Here is a 21,741-nt window from a genome sequence, read left to right on the forward strand (position 1 = left end):
TCATCGAATTCCGCACGAACGCCCGCAACGCCCTCGATGGTATCGAGAAGGTCCTGAACGGTGGTACCAGCCGTGACTGCCAGCGTGGAGCCGGAAATAACAGCAGTTGTGGAAGAACCGTCGTTCAGCGTCAGGGTGTTGGTTGTCGAAATTCCGGTCGCGGAAGAGAGCAGGGAGCTGGAGTTCAGCGCCTGACCGTCTCCGTCCGTAAGAGTGAAGGTGTTCTTGCCGCCTTCCAGCTGGAAGGATGTCGCACTGCCTTCGCCTTCTGCCAGGTCCGAAAGGTTCAGGCCGGTGGAGAGGCTGGTGTCTGTGTAGTCGACAGCTTCGATGTTCAGCTTGGACGTGGAGTCTTCGTTGAAGATCGTGGTGAGGTCGTTGCCATCGCCGGCAAGCAGGTTCTTGCCCTTGTAACCGGAGTCTTTCGCCAGATCTTCAATCTGGGTGAGCAACTCGTTGTACTGAGCCGTGAACTGCTTACGCTCATACTGACTCTGTGTCTGCAGAGCCTGGTTGGCTTTCGCCTTTGCAGATTCCACCAGATTGGTGATGCTGGAGATACCTTCATCGGCTGCCTTCAGCGTCTGAACGGACTGACCCATGTCGTCCAGCAAGGTGGACAAGTCATTCGCACGGGACGTCAGGCCAGAAGCGGTGAAGAAGCTGTTCGGGTTGTCCAGCGCGGAGTTCACCTTCTTACCAGTGGCCAGTTTGTTCTGGACGCTGGACATCATATCAGCGGTAGACTGAAGTGAAGAGAGGTTGGCGCGAACTGCGCTGGAGAGCGTTACGTCACTCATGGTATGTCCTTTCTAGGAATACAAGATACAGAGACCCTTCCTGGGCCCGGCGACATAAAACGACTGGGGGACGTAAGAAAATCTAAACAAACGTGGTTAGCGCCTGTTAACCTTAATGCAGCGTAAACAGCATGCCGAAGTATTTGCAGTCCTTGTTTCTGAAGTGCCGATCCAGAGTGGCTTAAATCGAGCTTTAAAGACTGTGGGGAGGAAGGAGAGGGCAATATATGATCGCAGCGCCAGGCTCGGGCGGCGCTGCTTCAAAATGCCGTATCCGACTGCCGGTCCGTCCGCTAAAGCGAAGGAGATAGAGGCAGGATGAATGATCGCCGGCTTCCGCTGAAGTCCACGTTGGATTGCCTGGAAGCCGGGCCCGGGTCAAAGAGAAACGGCCAGAGCTTTCGAAGGCGGACGATGCGGGGCGTCATGGAGCCTGCCTCGAAGGGCGGCTGAAGTGTCAGACCACCAGTTGAACCGGTTTCGGCGTCTGGTTGGACTGATGATCTTCCATCGTCTTCGAGTAAGCCCTGAGGCGCAGCAGGGTTTCGCTCGGAATTTGACGCACAACCTGACCGGTATCGGTGTTGGTTGCAACGTAGACCATGCTCTCGCTGTCCGGATCCAGAACGTTTCGGCGCTCAAGGCGCGGAGTAATCGGATCCTGCTGCATTTGCTGGTCGCGAGCGTTGTTCGCAGCCCTTTGGCCGCCACTGCCCTCTTCGGAGGGTTTAACCGTGGCTTCTGCCGGCAGTTCAGTTTTTGCCGCGGGCGCGTTCCGTTCTGGAGCCCGCGTAACCGGCGTGATCGCCGTGTACGTCGGCGATGGCGGCCGGGCCAGTCCCGTGTCCATCATCTTCTCTCCGGGTTACTTCATACATATACCCTAGCCGTTGCAAAATAACGTAAGGGCATGAAAAATTTATGAACGGAATAGATACGATTTGACGGGTCGGTTCCGGCGCTGATTCGGCTCTCTCTGATTCGCAACAGGAAAAGCCCCAATTTCGCGGCGTATTCTGGCGATTCACGTGCCGGGAAATGCACAAAAGCTCCCGTCTCCGGGAGCCTTCAGGAAGTGATCGGTCTCATGCCGATTCATGCTCGTCCCTGCGTCGGGGACTTGGAGCCTGTCGCGTTTAAGCAGGTTTATGAGGTCAGGAAGACGCTCGAGGTAGTGTTTGCATCACAAATGCGTTCGGGCGATTGCCCGAATTCAATTTAACCCGACATGCTTCAAAGGGATTGATTGATAGCTATCCCGTGCGCCATCTGCGGTGCTGTCGGTGCCGAACCGTTACGTCCATACGTCGTTGGCGCGGCCGCGTTCTTGGCGCCCGCCACCTTGGCGACCGTGGCGACAATACTGCCTGCCACATCGCGCGCGGTGGAGAGGACGGCCAGGTTGATCCGCAGGACAGGCTGAAACTCGCCGTGTTGACGGCGCAGGGCCTGCGTCGACGCCGGTGCAAGGTTGCCGAGCGCCACCGCATGTTCCTTGGCGGTGATCATGCCGCGCGTGTATTCATGGATAAGACGGGCCTTGTCCGGCTGGAGATCGCCGGCCTTCTGCAACTTGCCGGCCCGCACGAGTTCGGTTTCCATTTCAATGACGGACAAAAGCGCTTCCATGGTGCCGGACAGGGCGTTGCAGAATACTTCCGCATCCTGGTGGCTCGTCGGCCGGTCAAGGGAAAACGGAAACGTCGTCGTATCTGGTTGAGCTGTCATCTGGCCCCCTCCTGCAAAGAAAGCAATTCGCGTTCCACGCTATCGGCAAGTCCGATGCCGCCGTTATCGGCGATGGTGCGTGCATATTCGTCGATCAATAGGCTCTGCCAGGCATCCGCGCCGTGACCGCTGCCCCAGGTGCCACCTTCCTCCAATCCGGTAAACATGCTCTGAAGCATGGTGTTCAAAAACACCGCTTCGAATTCCTGAGCCGCCTTGCGGGCCGAGGTCTTGTCGTTACGGTCAACTCCCCGGATTGAATCCATCGGGTTCTGCTGGCCGGTGGGAGGTGTTATCGCCTCAAACATCACAGTACCTCGATTTCTGCCTGCAGTGCGCCGGATGCCTTGATGGCCTGCAGGATGGAGATCATGTCGCGGGGGCCAATGCCCAGAGCGTTCAGTCCGTCGACCAGCTGTTTCAGCGTGACTGTCTCCGGAACGATCGCAAGCTTCGTCGCGCCGTCCTCGTTCACGGAAACCTCCGAACGCGGCACCACGACGGTCTCTCCGTTGGCAAAGGGCAGTGGCTGGGCAACCTGGGGCGTCTCGGCGATCGTTACCGTCAGGTTCCCCTGGGCGACGGCGACCATGGAGACCTTGACGTCCTGTCCCATGACGATGATGCCGGAGTTTTCGTCGATGACGACGCGGGCTGCGAGGTCCGGTTCGACGATCAACTGCTCGATGTCCGTCAGCAGATCGACAATGTTGCCGTCATAGCGTTGCGGCAGATCGAGACGCACCGTGGCGGGGTCGAGCGGTTCAGCGGTCGGAAGGCCGATCAACTCGTTGATGGAGAGTGCGACCCGACGTGCGGTGGTCAGGTCCGGATTGCGCAATGCGAGCCGCAGGGTGGTCAGGGAAGCGAGCTGGAAGTCCAGTTCACGCTCGACCAGGGCACCGTTGGCAATGCGCCCGGACGTAGGAACGCCGCGTACGACGGAAGCGGCGTCCGCCTGGGCAGAGAAGCCGCCGATCGCCACGGAACCCTGAGCGATGGCATAAACCTCGCCATCGGCGCCGACCAGAGGAGTGACCAGAAGGGTGCCGCCCTGCAGCGATTCCGAATCCCCGAGGGCGCTGACGTTCACATCGATCCGCGTGCCCTGAGTGGAAAAGGGCGGCAGGTTCGCCGTGACCATCACCGCGGCCACCGTATCGGTGTTCAGATCGACATTCCGGGTGTTGACGCCGAGACGTTCCAGCATCGCCTGCAGGCTCTGCTGGGTGAAGGGAGAGTTGTTGAGTGAATCGCCCGTGCCATTCAGGCCGACGACAAGACCGTAGCCGATCAGCTGGTTTTCCCGGATCCCCTCGAAATCGGCAATGTCCTTGATGCGGGAGGCGGCAGACGCGGGCGTCATCAAAACAGCCGTCCCGATGATCAGGGCGGCTGCAACGCGCGAGATCCGCGCGGTCAATCCGAAAATCTTTTCACCCAATTTTTGCATTGCTGGTTCTGGCCCGTTTTCCCGATCCGGCGAAACCTGCCGGGTCACACATTCTGGCATTGCGTAATGCGAGAGACGTGCCACTTTCACAGTGCCTGCTGTTCTTTCCAATAATTTGCCCGGATTTTGGGTGAATTGCTGGTACAATCGCAAGCATATCCGCGCAATATCGCCGATCTGGGTAAAGAAAATGCGTTTGCCGGGCGGCAAATATTGCCCAACCCACAAGGACTCATTTACCCTTGGCGGCAGAATCTGACGGGCAGGCAACCTATTTCACCGGCGAGACACCAAATTGTCTCGGTCAAATGGACCCACATTAATGAGACGCGCTCCAAGCCACAGATGGACCGGAAGAGAAAATGCGTATCACTGGCAATAAACCGATCACTGGCGTCCAGGGGAAAGGCGCTAAGAAACGCAGCCCGTCCGGGGCGGACCAGTTCGCGCCCGATATGGGCACGGAGGCATCGCCGTCCGCGCAGACGGCCGGTGGCGCTTCCATCCAGGGGATGGATGCGCTTCTGGCCCTGCAGGAGGTCGACGAGGTTGCCGAGCGCCGGTCCAGGGCAGCCAGACGCGGGCACTCCATGCTCGACTCGCTGGAGGCCGTGCGCGCGGATCTGCTCGCCGGGCATGTTTCCGAAGACCGGCTGGAGATGCTCGCGCAGGAAGTTTCCAAACGTCATGCCAGTGGCGATCCCGATGTGGATTCGGTGATGGAAGAGATCGAATTGCGTGTCAAAGTCGAATTGGCGAAGCTCGGCAGATTCATGGATTAAGGCGTCGAGCAGACGAGCCGAATATGCGTCAGAAGCGGGTTGAATTTACGCAACGTTTTGAAACTTCTGGTATTTCCCAGTTTTCATTTTTTTCAAATGGACCGTTGTCGGTTGGAGGATGCGGTTATATATTGCGCCCGGCCTAACGGTAATCCGGAGCTATCGATGACGGTTGAAATAGAGTCTGACTACCGACCCTCGGAAGACGAGCCGTTCATGAATGACAGGCAGCGGGAGTACTTCCGTAACAAGCTGCTGTCCTGGAAAGAGGACATCCTGAGGGAGAGCAAGGAAACGCTCACCAATCTTCAGGAAGAAAGCCAGAATCATCCCGACTTTGCAGACCGTGCGTCGTCTGAATCGGATCGTTCGATCGAGTTGCGCGCGCGTGACCGGCAACGGAAGCTGATTTCAAAGATCGACGATGCGCTGGAACGTATTGTCGACGGGAGCTACGGCTATTGCGAGGAGACGGGCGAACCAATTTCGCTGCGGCGCCTTGAAGCCCGGCCGATCGCCACCTTGTCGATTGAAGCCCAGGAAGCACATGAACGCCGCGAAAAGGTTTATCGCGACGACTGACTTTTCATGACCGGCGGTGTTGCCGCATGACGTGATTTCAAACCTTCCCCTTGCGGGAAGGTTTTTTTGTGAAGCGGCTGCGTTCAGGCCGGCGTCGGCAAAGGCTTGTAACGTGACTCCGTCATGATCAGCCGGCGATCTTGTCCGCCATCACCGAAATCGTCTGGACGTAAACGCTCGCCTTGTTCCATTTCTGCAGAACTCTGTAGTTGGCCGTTCCCGGGCCCCAACTCCGACCGCGGCGCCAGCCGTGCTTAGCCAGATAATTGGCCGTTGAAGCGAGAACGTCGGGGATCGAGCGGACCAGGTCGCGGCGGCCGTTGCGGTCATAGTCGACGGCGTATTTGACATAGGAGGATGCCAGAAACTGGGTCTGGCCGAGTTCGCCCGCCCAGGCGCCCTTCATCTCTTCCGGTGACATGTCGCGGCGCTGAACGATGATCAGGGCGGCAACCAGTTCGTTGGTAAAAAATGCCGAGCGACGGCAATCATAGGCGAGGGTGGCAAGAGACTGAAGCACCGGCATGTTGCCGGAAAAACTGCCGTAGTTGGTTTCCAGACCCCAGATCGCCAGAATGACCGGCGCCGGAACGCCGTACTTCTTTTCAATGCCTCTGAAGATGCGCGCGTAGGTCTGGCCGAGTTTTTGACCGCGCCGGATCATCGCGTTGTTGACCCGCTTGGCGTAGAACTGATCGAAGCTCAGCTTGAAGGATTTCTGGCCGCGGTCCAGCCGGATGACCTTGGGATTGTAACTGACATTCTGCAGGGACCGCTGCACGATCCTCTGTTTAAGGCCATGGCGGGAGGCATCGGCGATGAAGGATTGTTTCCAGGCTTCAAAGCCTGCCGGGCCGTTGCCGCAGCTGGCGCTCAGAGCCGGCGTGACCGCGAAAAGACCCAATCCTAAAAAACAAACGAGTAACCGGACCATCAAATCCTCACTGAATCGAAATTGACCTGTAGTCATTCTAGCTCAAAACGACCCAACGTCATCCTGGCATTGGCAGCGTCTCGAAACTGCACCTGCCTGACACTGTTCGACGCTTTCAGGTAAGGGGCGGCGGCGGGGCACTGCGGCTGGTGCCGTATCAATGGAACCGTATACCGATCCCGAGGCAGACCCCTTTTTGAGAGGCCGCGGTTAAGAGAACGGGCATGGCGCTCGGGGAGCGAGACACCATGCCCGTCGTCAGCCGGAGCCGCAGACGCTTCTAGAACACGCCAACGGCGGCCGGCCGGGGGGACGTGAGACCACGGGCCCGTGATCGAAAACCGACCGGGTCCGTGATCTGATAGGGGGCCGGGTCAGAACGGCAGGAGGATATCCAGGACCTGGTTGCCGACGCGCGGCTGCTGGACATCGGATATCTGGCCGCGGCCGCCATAGCCGATACGGGCTTCCGCGATCTGTTCGCTGGCAATGCGGTTGTTCGCGGTGATGTCTTCCGGACGGACGATACCGGCAACAATCATTTCGCGGACTTCGAAGTTGACGCGCACTTCCTGACGGCCTTCGATCACCAGGTTGCCGTTTGGCAGGACCTGGGTCACAACGGCGGCCACCGTCGTCTGCAGCGTTTCGTTGCGGTCGACGCTTCCGTCTCCCTCGAAACTGGAATTGCTGTTGGTGCTTGCGATGTCGCTGGCCGCGACACTGGCCGGCATGAAGATCGTGTCGATAGCCGTGCCGAGCGCACCGCCGACGCCGGCTCCGCTGGTTTCCGAACGGCTGCGTTCGGTCTTGTTCTCGATTTCGGCCTGATCGTCGATGGTGACGACAACGGTCAGGATGTCACCGACCTGGCTGGCGCGCTGGTCCTTGAAGAAGGCGCGGCTTCCTGACTGCCAGAGCGAATTCGGATTGTAATGCGCCTGCTGCGGTTCCGGCATGGGCATCTGAACAGGGCGGTAGCCCGGTGTCGTTGTCGGATCCTGGATGGCGTTCAGCACCGGTTGCTGGCCGACATTGGCGAGCTTGTCGGCGGTGCCGCATCCTGCTGCGAGAGCGCTCAGCGCGATGCTCGCCAGCAGGCTTCTGGGAAGGGAGGTCAGCATTATTTGGTCTCGCTGTTCAAGCTTGCAACAACAGGATTGGCGGTTTGGACGCGTACTTGACCGCGGGAGGCAACAGTTGCCGGGACGATGCGCCGGGACTGAAGGTTCATGACATCGATGACATCGCCCTTGGCGCCGTCATCCATGGCCTGGGCACGAGATGTCAGTTTCATGCCCGCCAGTTCAAAGGTGACGGTGACCTTTTCACCCCGGCCGACAAGCACCGGATGACGGAAATCGTGGCGGGCGAGCGGTGCGTTGGCGCGCAGGCTGGTGCGCGCTTCCTTGCCGGTAATTTCCTCAGCATCGACGATGGCGCCCGCCGGCACCTTGCTGCGCGGGAGCCGGATAACGGCGAGTTCGTCTTCACTGAGAATATCGCCGCGGCGGAGCGGCTGGGACAGGGTCACAACCTCGATCATTTCCACGGCGGAGCCGCTCAGCGTGACAGCCTGGGTGCCGTGTTCGACCGCCACGGTGGCGAAGATGGTGAAGCGTCCGTTGGACTGCTGCCAGTCGACACGATCGATCCGCACCGGGTCCGTCACTTTCGGATCCGCCAGGATCTGTTCGGGAGCCTGGACCAGTCTCACATTGAGATTGTCGGCGTCCACGCCGGCATTGCGTTCGGCAAGAGCCGTGCGGACCAGTCCTTCAAGACGCCCCCGGTCGAACCTGGTGGCACCCCGGTGGACAACGACCGAGCGCAATCCGTCGGTGCCGGCGAGTTCCAGACCCGCTGCCCGGGCGCGCTGGGCGACCACATCCGCGGACACATTGCCTGATGTTCCCATATCCGGTGAGCGGAAGAGGGGTTTGGGCGCCAGCAGTCCGGCATTCGAATAGAAGTCTCCGACTGTCACGATATCGGACAGGGTCAGAACCTGGGAGCGCAGAATGGGGCGCTCTTCCGCAACCGACACTCCGCTGGCGAGGGCCGCCAGCAAGAGGGCGGTCGCGGTCTTCAGAAGGTGTTTCATCATCTCAGCCTTCCAGTCTTAGCGCAGGTTGGTGGTCGTGGAGTACATCTCGTCGGCAGCCTGGATGATTTGCGAATTCATCTCATAGGCGCGCTGAGCCGAAATGAGGTCGGCGATTTCCGTCACCGCATCCACATTGGCCATTTCCAGGAAGTACTGCGCGACGCTGCCGAAGCCGTTGTCACCGGGGTCGCCGGTTTCAGGGGCGCCGCTGGCATCCGTTTCCCGAAAGAGGTTGTCGCCGATGGCCTCAAGGCCCGCCGTGTTGACGAACCTGACCAATTGGACCTGGCCGAGCTGGACGGTGTTGCCTGCCTGATCGACGCCCTGAACCTCACCGGTGTTGGAAACGGTGATGTCCAGGGTGGTTTCGGGAATGTTGATGCCCGGGTTGACGGTGTAGCCGTCAACGGTCACCAACTGGCCGTCCGCGTCCCGCTCGAACGAGCCGTCCCGGGTGTAGACCGTTGTGCCGTCCGGCATGTCGATCTGGAAGAAACCTTCACCGCGGATTGCCATGTCGAGCTGCTTGCCGGTCTGTTCCAGCGAGCCTTGAGACATGATGCGGGTGGTGGAGGCCAGCTTGACGCCGGACCCGATCTGGATACCGGTCGGGACAATCGTTCCGGCGTCGGACGTCTCCGTGCCCATCCGGCGCAGGTTCTGGTAGAGAAGATCCTGGAAATCCGCACGCTGCTTCTTGAAGCCGGTCGTGCGCATGTTGGCCACGTTGTTCGAAATGACTTCGACATTCAGTTCCTGGGCCTTCATGCCCGTCGCGGCGATATGGAGTGCTTTCATTTTCTTATTCCTCGATGCCGCTTAGGCCTGAAATTTTCCAAGGGTTCCGATGGCCTGCCGGCGCAGCTCATCCAGATCCTTCACGACCTTGGATGTCGCGTCATAGGCGCGGGTCACCTCGATAAGCCGGGTTACTTCGGTGATGCCGTAAACATTCGAGCCTTCGGTGGCGCCCTGAACCATGCGCACGTCAGCGGCAGGGATGGCGTTTTCTCCGGCGAAAAGCGTGTCACCGATTTTCTCCAGAGTCCGGACGTCTTCAAAATCGACGACCTTGATCCTGCCCCGTATGCCCTGCTCGGTCGCGATCGTGCCGTCCTTGGCAATCTCCACCAGGCCGTCCTCTACCGAAAAGGTCACTGGCCCGGCGTCGGTCATGACGGGATGTCCGCTGCCGGAAACGAGCTGACCGTTCGCATCAAGACCGAAGGCGCCGCTGCGGGTGTAGGCTTCCGTGCCATCTTCCATCTGGACGGCGAAGAAACCGTCGCCGGTCAGTGCGAGATCGAATTCATTGCCGGTCAACTTGACCGAGCCGTGCTCGAAGTTGGTCCGCGTGGTGAACATGTCCGTATAGGAAATCTTGCGGTCCTGTGGCAGAAAGGCGGTCCCGTCTGCCACCGGCATCAGATACTCGACAAAATGCAGGTTTTGCGACTTGAAACCCGTTGTGTTGATGTTCGCCATGTTGTTGGCGACCACATCCAGCTTGTGTCTCAAGATCGATTGCCTCGACAAGGCAACTAGTTGAGCGTTCTCCATAACGAACGGTTCCCTTCATGCTCCCCGAAAAGCCGGCCGACCTCCCCAGATCCGCTGGCTCGTTAAGGTTAATGCACGCGGCGTGCCAATTTTTAAATCGTTGGGAAATCTGGGTAAAAGCTTAACGGGGCGGATGCATGCGGCAAGAGATTCCGGCAAAACTTAACCAGTTGGCAATATTTGCCCGGTGACTCGCGTCAGTGGAGCGGATCCAATCGTTAACCACTCGTTAACCATTAACTCTTTAGTAATAAATTAGCGCGCGCGAGCGCCAGCTGAAGCGGAGTGCGGAATGGCGGACGAAAATGCCGCGGGCGAAGAAGACGAAGACGCCGCTGAAGGCGGTGGAGGCGGTGGCAAGAAGAAACTGATCCTGTTCGGAGGCATCGGGCTTGTGGTTCTGCTTGCCGTCGGTGGCGGTGCCTATTTCTTCCTGATGGGCTCGGACAGCCCGGCGCCGGCGTCGGGAGACGGGGATCAGGCGCAGGAAGTGCAAAAGCCGGTGGTGTTTTACGACCTGCCGGAAATGACCGTGAATCTGGCGACGGAAGGGCGCTCCACCTATCTCAAGGTCCGGATCGCGCTGGAAGTCGAAAACCGCGGAATGATCGACCAGATCCAACCGTTTTTGCCGCGTATACTGGATGCGTTCCAGATTTACCTGCGCGAGCTGCGCCCAGCGGACCTGGAAGGGTCTGCCGGTCTGTTCCGTCTGAAGGAAGAATTGCTCAGGCGGATCAATCTGTCGGTCTATCCGGCAAAGGTTGAAGGGGTACTGTTCAAGGAAATTCTTGTTCAGTAGGGTTTTATGGCTGATACCGACGAAGAAGACCTGTCCGAAGAGGACATGGCCGATGCCTGGGGCGCTGCCCTGGCCGAGCAGGGTGCCGGCGGCGACGAAGACGACGATCTGGCCGCGGCCTGGGGTGCCGCGCTCGAAGAGCAGGGAGCCGGGGGCTCCGACGATATGGCGGCCCAATGGGCCGCGATGATCGACGACAGCGAGCCGGATCTGGAAAACGCCACACGAGGCGCTGACCGGGTCCTCAATCAGGAGGAAATCGACAACCTTCTGGGCTTCAATATCGAGGATACGATCGCGGGCGACCAGAGCGGCATTCGGGCGCTCATCAACTCGGCGATGGTTTCCTACGAGCGTCTGCCGATGCTCGAAATCGTGTTCGACCGGCTGGTGCGGTTGACGACCACCTCCTTGCGCAATTTCACCTCCGACAACGTCGAAGTGTCACTGGATTCCATCAGTTCGGTGCGTTTCGGCGATTATCTGAACTCGATTCCCCTGCCGGCCATTCTCGGTGTGTTCAAGGCCGAGGAGTGGGACGGCTTCGGGCTGATCACGGTTGAGTCCAGCCTGATCTACTCCATCATCGACGTGCTGCTCGGCGGCGGCCGGGGGACTTCGGCCGTCCGCGTGGAAGGCCGCCCCTACACGACCATCGAAACGGGCCTGGTCCAGCAGATGGTGTCGCTCATTCTGCAGGATGCGGAGCAGGCATTCGCGCCGTTGTCACCGGTCCACTTCAATCTTGAACGGCTTGAGACCAACCCGCGCTTCGCAGCGATCTCCCGCCCCGCCAACGCGGCCATCCTCGTAGAGCTCCGGATCGACATGGAAGACCGGGGGGGGGTCGGTCGAGATCATGATGCCCTATGCGACGCTGGAGCCGATCCGCGATCTGCTTCTGCAGATGTTCATGGGCGAGAAATTCGGCCGCGATCCGATCTGGGAAGGCCATCTGGCCTCCGAGATCCACGCGGCGGAGGTCGAGGTCGATGCGGTCCTTTACGAAACCTACCTGCCGCTCGGGCGGATTCTGAGCCTGGGCGTCGGCCAGACGCTGGTGTTCGATGTGGACCCGACCGATCCCGTGCTGATCAAATGCGGCAATGTTCCGTTGACGGAGGGGACGCTCGGTAAAGTGGACGATTCCATTTCCATCCGAGTCGCACAGAATTTGCGAAAGCCGAAAATGACCCTGGCCGCGTTCGAGCGAGCCATGCAAAGCGAAATGGAGAATTAATGACCACCTTGCCACTCGGGATGATTATCGAAGGTATGGTCGCTGTTCTGCTGCTGATTACAATCGGCTACTGCTGGATGCTGAACAGGCGTCTGCAGCGGCTGCGCGCCGACGAGCAAGTGCTGCGGGCAACCATTTCGGAGCTAATGACGGCAACGGAAATCGCCGAACGGGCGATTCTGGGGCTGAAGACCACCGCCGCGGACGCGGACAAGACTCTCGGCACCCGGCTCAAGCAGGCGGAAACCATGTCGCACAATCTGGCCGACCAACTGGGAGAAGGCGAGAAGGTGTTCAACCGCATCACCCAGATCGCCGAAGCCGCCCGCTCGGCCATGCCGCAAAGGGAAAGCGCGCCACGCGGCGACGCCTACGCGGTGCAACCTCCTCTCGCTGCGACCCATTCTCCGCAGGAGCAGGTCCATGCGCCTGCCGCTCCTCACTATGGTGGGGTCTCGGCTCCTGAACCGGCGGCGGAGCGCAAGCGCAGCCGCACCAGCGACATACGCAGCGCGGCAGCGGAAGCGACGGCCCGTCTGGAAGAGTTTCGCAGGCGCAAGGGCGCGGCGGCATGAACTTGAGACTGCTTCCATTGCTGGGGATTTCGGCAAGCGCCCTGCTTGCGCTGAAGGTGCTTGGGCTCGTGCTCGGGCCCGAAAGCGGCAATCTTCCGATCAATGGGGCAGTCGCCCAGGAGACCGCGGCCAGCGACAATGCCGGTGAAGCCCCGCCCGATATGCCCGAGGGAGCGCCACCGCCGCCACCGCCCGGAGATGGTGTGCCCGACCAGCCGGTCTTGCCGGATAGTCTTGAAATCGGTGGATCCGCTGCCGAGCGGGCCGTGCTGGAAAGTCTCGGAAAGCGCCGGGAAAGCCTTCAGCAGCAGGAGGGACAGCTCGATTTGCGGGAAAAACTCCTGCAGGCAACCGAAGAGCGCATTCAGAAGCAGGTGGACGAACTCAAGCAACTGGAACAGCGGATAGAAGCTGCTGTCGGCGAAAAAGAGAAGCAGGAGCGCGAGGAGATCGCCGGGCTTGTGACCATGTATGAAAGCATGAAGCCCAAGGATGCCGCTCGCATTTTCGACAGGCTTAGCCTTCCGATCCTCCTCAAGGTGGTCCGCCAGATGAAGCCGAGAAAAATGGCGGATATTCTGGCGCGGATGTCAGGCGAGTCCGCTGAAAAACTGACCGTCGCCATCGCCGGAGACCCGGACGGGGCCACAAAAGTCGCCAAGCCGATGCCGGCCCAGCCGCCTGTTCAGGATAACTTGCCTAAAATCCCGTCTAACTGAGCGAAACACGCGGATTTAGGCGTGCCGCGTAAGGGCACGTTAAGAACAGAAAACTAATAATGGTGTGTTGGTGTTATCCAAGGACAGAACAACTTGCAGGGACCGTTCCTGACCACTGGTAAAAGCTACTATGCCGCCATTTCGGGCGGACGGCGGGCGCTTTCGCGTCTGGCCGCGGCTGCCGTGTGGTCGATCCTGGTCCTGTCGCTGAGTGCCGGTCTTGCCCCGCTCAGGGCGCAGTCGCTTGAACCGGTGGATGTGGACGTCTCCCAGAAAGACGGATACGGCCGGATCGTCCTGACCTTCAAGGACCGGACGCTGCTACCGATCTACGATGCCCTGATCACCGGCGGCGTGTTGCGGATTTCCTTCGAAGAGCCGATCGATATCAATGTCGACGACGTGCCGCTGGACCTCAAGGATTACGTCGCCATCGCCCGCCGCGACCCGGACGGCAGCGCCATCCGCTTCGCCCTGAAGAACCAGTTCAAGATCAACACGCTGGAAGCGGGTGAAAAACTCTTTGTCGATATCCTGCCGCTCGACTGGCAGGGCCTGCCACCCGGTCTGCCCGACGATGTGGTGCGGGAGTTGGCCAAACGTGCCGAAGCCGCCATGCGCAAGGTTCGTGCACTGGAACAGGCGCGGCTGAAGGCGCAGGAAGGTCCGGAGGTCGAGCTTTATGTGGGCGAACACCCGACCTTTACCCGGCTTGTCTTCGATTGGTCCATCAAGTTCGATACCGCCTTCGTCCGCGAGAACGACATCATCAAGTTGACGTTCAATCATCCGGCGCAGCTGGATATTTCCCATCTGCGTGCGCATCTCCCCCAAGGGGTCATCGATGCCACCTCGTTCCTGGACCAGGGCAAGCTCAAGTTCCTGATGCGTATCGAACCGTCGGTTGATATTCGCGCCTTCCGCGAAGAGCAGACCTATGTCATCGACGTTACGCCCGAGAACATGACCGCGAACGATCCGGCGAACGCCATGATCAACAGGGAACTGTCTGTCGAGGACAACGAAAACCGCAAAAACATGATCACCGCTCCCGGCCTGAGGGATACGCGCGAAGTGAAGGATCCGCGTGGTCTGCCGTCGTCCGGTCCGGCTGTCTCCGCAGGGGGCAACGCCATGAAGGAATCGGAGGCTGACGATTCCCCGGCCTATACAGTGGTTCCGCTTGCACCCGCGAAGGCCGATGAGGGGGCGAAGTTGCCGGATGCCGGGCAACCGCCGGGAACTCCCCCCGATCCTTCGATTGCAGCCGCACCCGAGATACCCGGGGAACCCCGGCTGGCGATGGTGCCCAGATCCAAGCCGGTTCACTCCGCTGAAGCCGAAACCAACACGACCGCGACAGCGGTCGAAACACTTCGGGCACCGGAGCTTGTCGCTTCCGTGCTTTCCCCGGACGGTGCGAGTGACGTTCACCCGTCGGACAGCCTGATCACTTCTGCAATTCCCGATCCGGACGGTGGAAAGCCAGAGGCGGATCAACCGGGAGCGGCACCGATCGTAACCGCGCAGGTCGCGCCCGGGGCTATGCCCTTGTCCGGTTCGGCACCCGAAGATGCACAGGAAGAAGAATTCACGCGTCAGGCACCGATGCTCGATCTTTCCTCGCAGCAGATCGATGCGCCCCAGAACCAGGTTCAGGAACAGGATCAGGCGGTGGCGCAGGGCGATACTGAAAATGTTCAGACCGTGCAGCCGGGCGAAACCGCCGGTGGCTCGGCCGAGGAGGCAATGCCTTCGCCTCAGGATGCCGTGCAGATGGAGCCCCCCCAGAACCTGGGCGGGTCGGATGTGCCTGCGGCTATTCAGTTGCCCAGTCGTCAGCAGACTGCCGTGCCGGATGTCTGGCGGGCAACGGGCGGGCAGGACCTGACGCAGACGCCGGCTTCTCCGGAGACGCCTCCGGCCGAGTTTGCCGAGGAGGTTCGCAACTTCGTATCGGCTGAGGCTCGCAGGATCGGTAACACCGTGCGCGTGGTTTTTCCCTTTTCCGAACCGGTCTCGAGCGCCGTTTTCCGCCGCAATGACAGCATCTGGATGGTGTTCGACACCGACGCCACCATCGATACGAGGGGCATGGTCTCGGCGCTGGCTGAAACCGCTGAAACCATCGATGTGGATCAATTCGAGGATTATCAGATCCTGCGCATGGACATGAACGATCCCGTGCTGGCGACGGTGGGTGTGGACGGCAATGCCTGGTCGCTGGTGATCGGAGACATGATCCTGGAGCCGTCCATTCCGCTTAAACTGGAACGCAACATCCGTGGTGACGGCGGCTCGGCGCTGCGGGTGCTTTATCAGGAACCCCAGAATATCCGCCAGGTTGAAGATCCGTTCGTGGGCGACAAGATATCTCTGGTGACCGGATTCGGTCCGCCAAGGGGGGTGTTGAAACCACAAAACTTCGTCGACCTGAATGCGCTGAGCTCGGCGCAGGGCATCGCCATTGCGCCGAAGTCCGATGGCGTGAAGATGCAGATTCTCGGCGACGATGTGATTATCGAAAAGGATGGTGGTCTTTCCCTGTCCAGCGAGCATCTGCGAGGTGGAACCGGGGCTTTCAACAGGATCATCGATCCTGCGGAGAGCAATTATATCGAATTCGTGTCTCTCAGCACGGAAGGGCCGGGTGCCTACCGCTCACGGCTTCAGGAGCTGCAGGATCGTCTGGCGCAATCGCCGCCCGGCAAACGTCGGCAATCGCTGATGGCGCTGGCCCGGTTTTATCTGGCGCATCAGTTCGCCCAGGAAGCGCAAGGCCTGATGAAGCTGGCGCTTGAGGAAGAGCCGGCAATGGCGGAGGACAGTTCCTTCAACCTGATGATGGGCGCCGCCCAGACGATGGCCAACAGGCCTGAAGAGGCCTATGCCAATCTGAACCGGCCAGAACTGAAAAACAGTCCGGATGCAGCCATCTGGCAGACGATTGTCGATGTCAAGCTGGGACACTGGACACCCGCGCGCATCGCAATGCCGCGCGGTCGGGCGGTGATCGGCAATTATCCTTCGGCCATTCAGACCGAATTCAAGCTTGCCGCTGCCCAGGCTTCCGTGGAAGTCAACGATTTCGGTGTCGCCAACGGTATCCTGGCCGAGATCGAACCGAGTGAGGTCACCCGCACACAGGCCGCGCGCTACGACATCCTGCGTGGCCGGGTCGCCGATGCATCCGGCCGGTCACAGGAAGCGTTGACCGTGTTCGATCTGGTGACGCGTTCCGTAGACAGACCGCGTGCAGCGGAAGCGGAATACCGGGCACTGAGAATCCGCTATCGGGATGGCGAGCTCGGGATAGATGAGGCCATCGACCGGCTGGCCGGACTGGCCACGTCCTGGCGCGGGGATGAGATAGAGCTGAAAACGTTGCGCTTCCTGGCGCAGCTTTACGCCGAACGAGGCAACTACCGCGAAGCGTTCGAGGCCATGAAGTCCGCGGTTCAGGCAGAGCCGGATGCCGATACCACACGCCTGCTGCAGGAAGAAATGAACGGATTGTTCAATTCCCTGTTCCTGGACGGCAAGGTCGATGAAATGCCGACAATCAAGGCGTTGGCGCTCTATTACGATTTCCGCGAGATGACGCCAATCGGCCGGCGCGGCGACGAGATGGTGCGTCTGCTGGCCGAGAGGCTGGTGCAGGTCGACCTGCTGGGGCAGGCGACCGACCTGTTGCGGCATCAGGTCGACAACCGGCTGAAAGGCGCGGCCCGAGCCCAGATTGCAGCAGATCTTGCTGCCATATATCTGATGGACCGCAAGGCGGACGAAGCTTTGCGTGTGCTGAACCGTACGCGGCAGGCGAGCCTGCCGTCCACCCTCGAGCGGCAGCGGAACATCGTCGAAGCCAGGGCGCTTACCGAAAGCGGGCGTCCGGACCTGGCTCTTGAGCTGGTGCGCAACATGCGCGGTTCCGATGTCGACCGTCTTCGAGGGGACACGTTCTGGGCTGCCGAAAGCTGGCGGGAAGCCGGTGAACAGTTCGAGGCGATGCACGGTTCGCGCTGGTCGGACAATATTCCGCTCGACGATCTGGAGCGCCGCGATATTCTTCGGGCCGGGATTGCTTTTTCGCTGGCGGGCGACCGCTTGAGCCTGGAACGGTTGCAAACCAAATATATGACGAAAATGTCCAACAGCCCTGAAGCGCTGGCCTTTGAAATCGTCACCCGGCCGTTCGAAACCCAGGGTGTCGAATTCCTGGAAATCGCCAACCGGTTGGCGGATGTCGATTCACTGGAGACGTTCCTGAAGGAATACCGCCGCCAGTACATGTCGCCTGACCGGAGCCCGGATCAGTCCACAGCGGTTTCGCAAGCGGGCGATGCTGCCGGTTAGAAATTCCCGCGTTCAACCGATCGGGTCAGCTCTCAGCCGGGCGAAAGCATGCCGCGTTGAATTGACTTCAGGAAATCGCCCGAACGCATTTGTCAGGCAAACACCGCCGCGAGCATCTTCCTGAACCCATGAAACCGCTTAAACGCGACATGCTCTAATGAGCGGCAAGCTGCTGGCCGTGGTATCGCGGGTTTCTGAGTTCGGCCTTGTAGCGCATGACCAGTTCGGGGATCGATCGTGTGCTGCGATCGAGCCATCCGCTGCGGGCTTTAAGAAAATCGCGATAGGTCTTCTCGTGGATGCCGGTCTGCAGCATGAGGCGCATGATGGCGCCGTCCGCATCCGATTTGAGCGTATCGGAAACGACTTCATCGGCGAGATTGATCTTTCGGCTGATCAGCCAGATGGCGGCGTCGATACGGTCCTGCTCGAAGAGGGTGCGCAGGATGGCGTCAAAGGACAATTCACCGTTGGCAATCTGGATGCTGGCCTCATGGCGAGAGTATTTCACGCCGTCCAGTTCAACGCCGCCGTCGCGCGGCAATTCCTTGATCGAATTTGCCAGCCGTTCCAGATCGCCCGTTTCCAGAGCTTTTTTGAGCGGAGCTGGAATGAGCGGGCAATTGGTTTCCAGAATTTCCATCTGGGTCTTCAGGAATTGCTCGTCCTTGATTGCACGTTTGGCGATCAAGGCAAGGACTTCAGGCTCCGTATTCGCAAAGATCAGCAGGGCCAGGGTTCCCTTTACGGAAAACGGCGCATCCCGATTGTCCAGCAGCGCGTGAACCACGTCCCGGCTGCTGCGGGCAATCAGCGTGTCGCATATTTTTTCGTCCAGATCGGCCCGGCGGGCTACGGACAACCGCTTGTCGTTTCCCCCTGCCTGGGCAATCTGCATCAGCCCGCCCTGGCTGAGCATGGGAGAACATTCAATGACCGGTTCGGAGAGCTCGTAGTCTTCCTGGGCAAGCCTGTCGGCAAGTTCGGACACGATGCGATCGGTCTTGGCCAGCCGAACGACCAGTTCGTAGCGGGCGTCCCGGTCAAGCTGATTGAACACACTCAGAACGATTCCGGAAAAAAGCTCCCGCTCCGTCTCGCTGGGGTCATGCTCTTCCGAACGGGCATATTCCCCTACAAGGGTCCGGATGAGCTTTGACCTTGCTTCCGGTTCCCGGATCCTGGCGAGTTGTTCAAGCTGTTCTTGTAGCACCGATTTACCACTGCGATTTCAGAAGGAGAAGTCCTCGAATTGAGTGATAATTTTGGCGTCTTATTGTTAATTTTCCTCTACTTTTACACTTTATGTATGCGTAATTTTATCCTCCGCCAAAACTCTTGACCAGCGATCCGGCAACCAGATTCCAGCCGTCGACGAGAACGAAGAAGATCAGTTTGAAGGGCAGGGAGATGACAACGGGCGGCAGCATCATCATGCCCATGGACATCAGGACCGAGGCGATCACGAGATCGATGATGAGGAACGGCAAATACAGGAGAAAGCCGATTTCGAAGGCGCGTCGGAGTTCGGAAATCATGAATGCGGGAATCAGCGTGGCCATCGAGAGATCTTCCGGGCCGTCCGGCGCGTCCTGGCCTGACAGTTCCTGGAAGAGGGCAAGGTCCTTTTCGCGTACCTGCGACAGCATGAAGGTGCGGAACGGGTCCGAGGCCCGCTCGAAAGCCTGTTCGAACTCGATATCTCCATTGACCAGCGGCTCGACGCCGGCGTCATAGGCTGCCTGCAGTGTCGGCATCATGATAAAGGCGGAGAGGAACAGCGCCAGGCTGATCATGACCATGTTGGGAGGGGCCGTCTGCAGACCGATCGCGGAGCGGAGCAGCGAAAGAACCACAACGATCCGTGTGAAGCTGGTCACCATCACGAGAATCGAGGGGGCGAGCGAGAGGACCGTCAGGAGGATGACGAGCTGTACCGCGCGCTCCGTCAGGCTGGCATCGTCTCCGAAGCCGACGGAAATTTCCTGGGCTGCGGCAGGTCCGGCCAGAAGAGCGAACAGTGCCGCCGCAAGCGCCAGAAACGGCACCCACGCGTATCGCCGCGATGAACGTCTCTCGCGGGTCATCAGTTGGGCTGCCCGCCCAGCTCATCCAGAATTTTCGCCATTTCCTCTTCAATCGGGTTCTTGTCGCTCCGGACGGGTGCCGGTTTGGCGACGGGCTTGACGTTGTCGTTCTTGAGTTTCTTCTCTGGAGCGGGCTCTTCCTCCAGGGAGGCCGTTTGAACCGCATCCTGAGGCTCCGGGGTTTCCGGTGCGGAATCGGCGGAAGCTTCTGCAGAAACCTCCCGGGCGGGCTCGGCAATAAGGTGATCCAGATCGAGCACGATCTCTCTCTGGCCGGGATCCTGTGGCGGAGTGGTCTGGGCAGGCGTATCGGCTTCTGCCTGGGGGTGGACCTGCACCGCTTCCTGTGCCCGGTCAGGTGCCGGATCCGAGGCAAGCGCAGTTACGTCGGACAGGTCACCTGTGACCGGATCGGAGTCCTGGACACCGACGGTGGACACTTCTGCCACGGCCGCGGCCAACACCGGAGTAACCGGTTCAACTTCCGCGTCCGTATGTGCCGCTTCGGCGGAGATCCGGGGAGGCGGAGAGCTGGTGCCTGCGTCCTGCGGGGCGAGGGCAGGTTCAACCCTTTGCGGTGGCGTTTCGGCCGGCTTCAGCAGGGCGGTTTTGGCGCGCGCTGCCGGTCCGGATGCGGGGGGAGTGATCGAATGGCCCGCGTAGGTGGGGCGCTCCCGTGACGGGAAAGCCCGGGATGAGGAGTTGTCGGCTGCCGGTTTGTCCGCGGAAGCCATTGCACCCTCGTCTGGCATGGCGGGGCCGGTCTTCACTTCCGGAGCCTTGCGGTCCGAGGCGGCTGTGTCCGGTGCCGCCACCGGAAGAGCTGGCGTTCTCGAGAGAGCCCGGTTGAAGCCGTTCTGGGTGGCTGCCCGCAGAAGATCGGCCGCGCGCGTCGAACCGTTACCGGCGTTGCTCTTTGGATCCGCCCTGAGCGGCCGGGCCGCAGCGGTAGCGGCGATATTCGATTGCGCCGGTCTTGGGGGGGCAGGGGGGATCGGCGCTCTTTCCGGCGCGACTTGCGCGCGCGCGACAGGAGCACGTGAAACGGGGGCAGGGACAGGGACAGGGACAGGGACAGGGACAGGCGAAGCTGGTTCCGGGACGGGGAGCGCAGCGGCATCTTCTTCGAAAAGAGGATCGGGTTCTGCCACATCGGCATGCGGCTTGAAGGGCGTGGCCTGCGCGGCCAGTGTCCCGGCGTCCTCTTCAGGCAGGTGCTCGTCCGGCCTGAAGGGAATTTCGGGGCCGGGCGCCATTGGCGATTTTATCTGACCGTGTCCGGCAAGTCCCATGCCCTGAAACGTTGCCGGGCGCGACGTGGTCAGCGGTGCGTTGCGGATGATGTTTTGCTCGACCACTACATCACTCGGTCCGCCGACGAGGATCAGGTGCTCGATATTATCGCGCCGGATCAGAACGAGACGGCGCTTCGTGTCGACCGGTGCGCTGTCCATGACGGCAATCCGGGGCTGCCTGTTCCTGCTTTGCGGAGCATTCACGCCGGTGAGCCGCTTGAGAATGAAAATGAACAGACCAAACAGCAGCAGCACGACGGCAAGCGCCAGTATCACCGCGACCACCTGGGTTATGCCTCCGCTCACGTTGAAAGTCGTTTCAATCCAGTTGTACATATTGACCTCATGCCGCCCCTGCTTGCGATATTCACGCGACTGCCGGTTAGCCGGATTTTTTGCCTCAATTGGGGAGCGTCACGCTTATCCCCAGTAAATCCGGAATTTGCACCGGCAACGTCCCGGAGCCTCAAACCTCTTTGTTTTTTCGCTTTTCGTTGCCGCTCAGGCACCGGCTCTGTCTCAAAGACTGTTTGTCCCGCTTGCTGATCCGCTTCGAATCTCACTAGGTCTTGACGTTAACAGAAGCAGGCAAATTTTGCCCGCCATGTGCAGGGTTCAAATTGCGAAATGCAAAGGAATATTGCTCTCTTCCACGGGTTTCTGAATGGAGCGCCTGTATGCGCGAAGTTCGCGTTAACCTTTCATTAACCATTCACCCGGC

The 21,741-nt window shown here is 59.9% G+C and carries 18 protein-coding genes and 2 pseudogenes; 7 read left to right on the plus strand and 13 right to left on the minus strand.

The window, feature by feature from the left end; genetic code table 11:
- From OA90_RS24550 to OA90_RS24570, 5 genes and pseudogenes are all read right to left on the minus strand, one after another.
- Positions 1 to 800 (minus strand): annotated as a pseudogene (locus tag OA90_RS24550) (ABC transporter substrate-binding protein); the annotation flags it as partial.
- A 457-nt stretch (positions 801 to 1,257) separates the two neighbouring features.
- Entirely contained in the window at positions 1,258 to 1,653 is a 396-nt protein-coding gene (locus OA90_RS24555; RefSeq protein ID WP_068419122.1) for a flagellar protein FlaG, read from the minus strand.
- A 380-nt stretch (positions 1,654 to 2,033) separates the two neighbouring features.
- The gene (locus tag OA90_RS24560) at positions 2,034 to 2,528 is read right to left on the minus strand and encodes a flagellar protein FlgN (RefSeq protein ID WP_082837261.1); all 495 of its coding nucleotides are present in this window, start codon (positions 2,526 to 2,528) and stop codon (positions 2,034 to 2,036) included.
- On the minus strand, positions 2,525 to 2,836 hold the full coding sequence (locus tag OA90_RS24565; RefSeq protein WP_068419127.1) for a rod-binding protein: 312 nt from the start codon (positions 2,834 to 2,836) through the stop codon (positions 2,525 to 2,527). The genes OA90_RS24560 and OA90_RS24565 overlap by 4 nt, the downstream gene beginning before the upstream one ends.
- Complete coding sequence (locus OA90_RS24570; protein ID WP_068419284.1) at positions 2,836 to 3,894, minus strand: flagellar basal body P-ring protein FlgI; 1,059 nt, start codon at positions 3,892 to 3,894, stop codon at positions 2,836 to 2,838. The genes OA90_RS24565 and OA90_RS24570 overlap by 1 nt, the downstream gene beginning before the upstream one ends.
- A 449-nt stretch (positions 3,895 to 4,343) precedes the next feature.
- Here OA90_RS24570 and OA90_RS24575 point away from each other — a divergent pair, with 449 nt between their 5' ends.
- Entirely contained in the window at positions 4,344 to 4,763 is a 420-nt protein-coding gene (locus tag OA90_RS24575; RefSeq protein WP_068419130.1) for a flagellar assembly protein FliX, read from the plus strand.
- A 165-nt stretch (positions 4,764 to 4,928) separates the two neighbouring features.
- Positions 4,929 to 5,345, plus strand: coding sequence for an RNA polymerase-binding protein DksA (dksA, locus tag OA90_RS24580; protein ID WP_068419137.1), 417 nt, complete (start codon positions 4,929 to 4,931; stop codon positions 5,343 to 5,345).
- Between the two features lie 127 nt (positions 5,346 to 5,472).
- Here the strand turns inward: dksA and OA90_RS24585 are convergent, their stop codons facing one another.
- The 5 genes from OA90_RS24585 to flgF form a co-directional block, all read right to left on the minus strand.
- A complete protein-coding gene (locus OA90_RS24585; protein ID WP_156510628.1) occupies positions 5,473 to 6,279 on the minus strand; it encodes a lytic murein transglycosylase in 807 nt (268 codons plus the stop codon).
- Positions 6,280 to 6,653: 374 nt separating this feature from the next.
- The gene (flgH, locus tag OA90_RS24590) at positions 6,654 to 7,403 is read right to left on the minus strand and encodes a flagellar basal body L-ring protein FlgH (protein WP_068419149.1); all 750 of its coding nucleotides are present in this window, start codon (positions 7,401 to 7,403) and stop codon (positions 6,654 to 6,656) included.
- Positions 7,403 to 8,386 (minus strand): flagellar basal body P-ring formation chaperone FlgA, encoded by a 984-nt coding sequence (gene flgA / locus OA90_RS24595; protein ID WP_068419151.1) that lies wholly within the window; start codon positions 8,384 to 8,386, stop codon positions 7,403 to 7,405. Before flgA ends, flgH begins: the two co-directional genes overlap by 1 nt.
- 15 nt (positions 8,387 to 8,401) lie before the next feature.
- Entirely contained in the window at positions 8,402 to 9,184 is a 783-nt protein-coding gene (gene flgG / locus OA90_RS24600; RefSeq protein WP_068419158.1) for a flagellar basal-body rod protein FlgG, read from the minus strand.
- 21 nt (positions 9,185 to 9,205) lie between these two features.
- Positions 9,206 to 9,946, minus strand: coding sequence for a flagellar basal-body rod protein FlgF (flgF, locus tag OA90_RS24605; RefSeq protein ID WP_068419161.1), 741 nt, complete (start codon positions 9,944 to 9,946; stop codon positions 9,206 to 9,208).
- A gap of 292 nt (positions 9,947 to 10,238) precedes the next feature.
- Here flgF and OA90_RS24610 point away from each other — a divergent pair, with 292 nt between their 5' ends.
- From OA90_RS24610 to OA90_RS24630, 5 genes and pseudogenes are all read left to right on the plus strand, one after another.
- Positions 10,239 to 10,748 carry a flagellar basal body-associated FliL family protein gene (locus tag OA90_RS24610; RefSeq protein WP_068419166.1) on the plus strand — a complete coding sequence of 170 codons (510 nt, stop codon included), beginning with the start codon at positions 10,239 to 10,241 and terminating at the stop codon, positions 10,746 to 10,748.
- A 6-nt stretch (positions 10,749 to 10,754) separates the two neighbouring features.
- Positions 10,755 to 11,988, plus strand: a pseudogene (gene fliM, locus OA90_RS24615) (flagellar motor switch protein FliM).
- Positions 11,988 to 12,563, plus strand: a complete 576-nt coding sequence (locus OA90_RS24620; RefSeq protein ID WP_199823830.1) for a DUF6468 domain-containing protein — start codon at positions 11,988 to 11,990, stop codon at positions 12,561 to 12,563. Before fliM ends, OA90_RS24620 begins: the two are co-directional and overlap by 1 nt.
- Positions 12,560 to 13,282, plus strand: a complete 723-nt coding sequence (locus OA90_RS24625; protein ID WP_068419171.1) for a hypothetical protein — start codon at positions 12,560 to 12,562, stop codon at positions 13,280 to 13,282. The genes OA90_RS24620 and OA90_RS24625 overlap by 4 nt, the downstream gene beginning before the upstream one ends.
- A 93-nt stretch (positions 13,283 to 13,375) precedes the next feature.
- Positions 13,376 to 17,638, plus strand: a complete 4,263-nt coding sequence (locus OA90_RS24630) for a hypothetical protein (RefSeq protein ID WP_208986298.1) — start codon at positions 13,376 to 13,378, stop codon at positions 17,636 to 17,638.
- A 154-nt stretch (positions 17,639 to 17,792) separates the two neighbouring features.
- Here the strand turns inward: OA90_RS24630 and OA90_RS24635 are convergent, their stop codons facing one another.
- The 3 genes from OA90_RS24635 to OA90_RS24645 form a co-directional block, all read right to left on the minus strand.
- Positions 17,793 to 18,851, minus strand: a complete 1,059-nt coding sequence (locus tag OA90_RS24635; RefSeq protein ID WP_068419175.1) for a DUF2336 domain-containing protein — start codon at positions 18,849 to 18,851, stop codon at positions 17,793 to 17,795.
- 106 nt (positions 18,852 to 18,957) lie between these two features.
- Positions 18,958 to 19,725, minus strand: coding sequence for a flagellar type III secretion system pore protein FliP (fliP, locus tag OA90_RS24640; RefSeq protein ID WP_156510629.1), 768 nt, complete (start codon positions 19,723 to 19,725; stop codon positions 18,958 to 18,960).
- The gene (locus OA90_RS24645) at positions 19,725 to 21,356 is read right to left on the minus strand and encodes a flagellar biosynthetic protein FliO (protein WP_068419179.1); all 1,632 of its coding nucleotides are present in this window, start codon (positions 21,354 to 21,356) and stop codon (positions 19,725 to 19,727) included. Before OA90_RS24645 ends, fliP begins: the two co-directional genes overlap by 1 nt.
- Positions 21,357 to 21,741 lie beyond the last annotated feature (385 nt).

The organism is Labrenzia sp. OB1, from assembly GCF_001624695.1.
Classification (GTDB): Bacteria; Pseudomonadota; Alphaproteobacteria; order Rhizobiales; family Stappiaceae; genus Roseibium.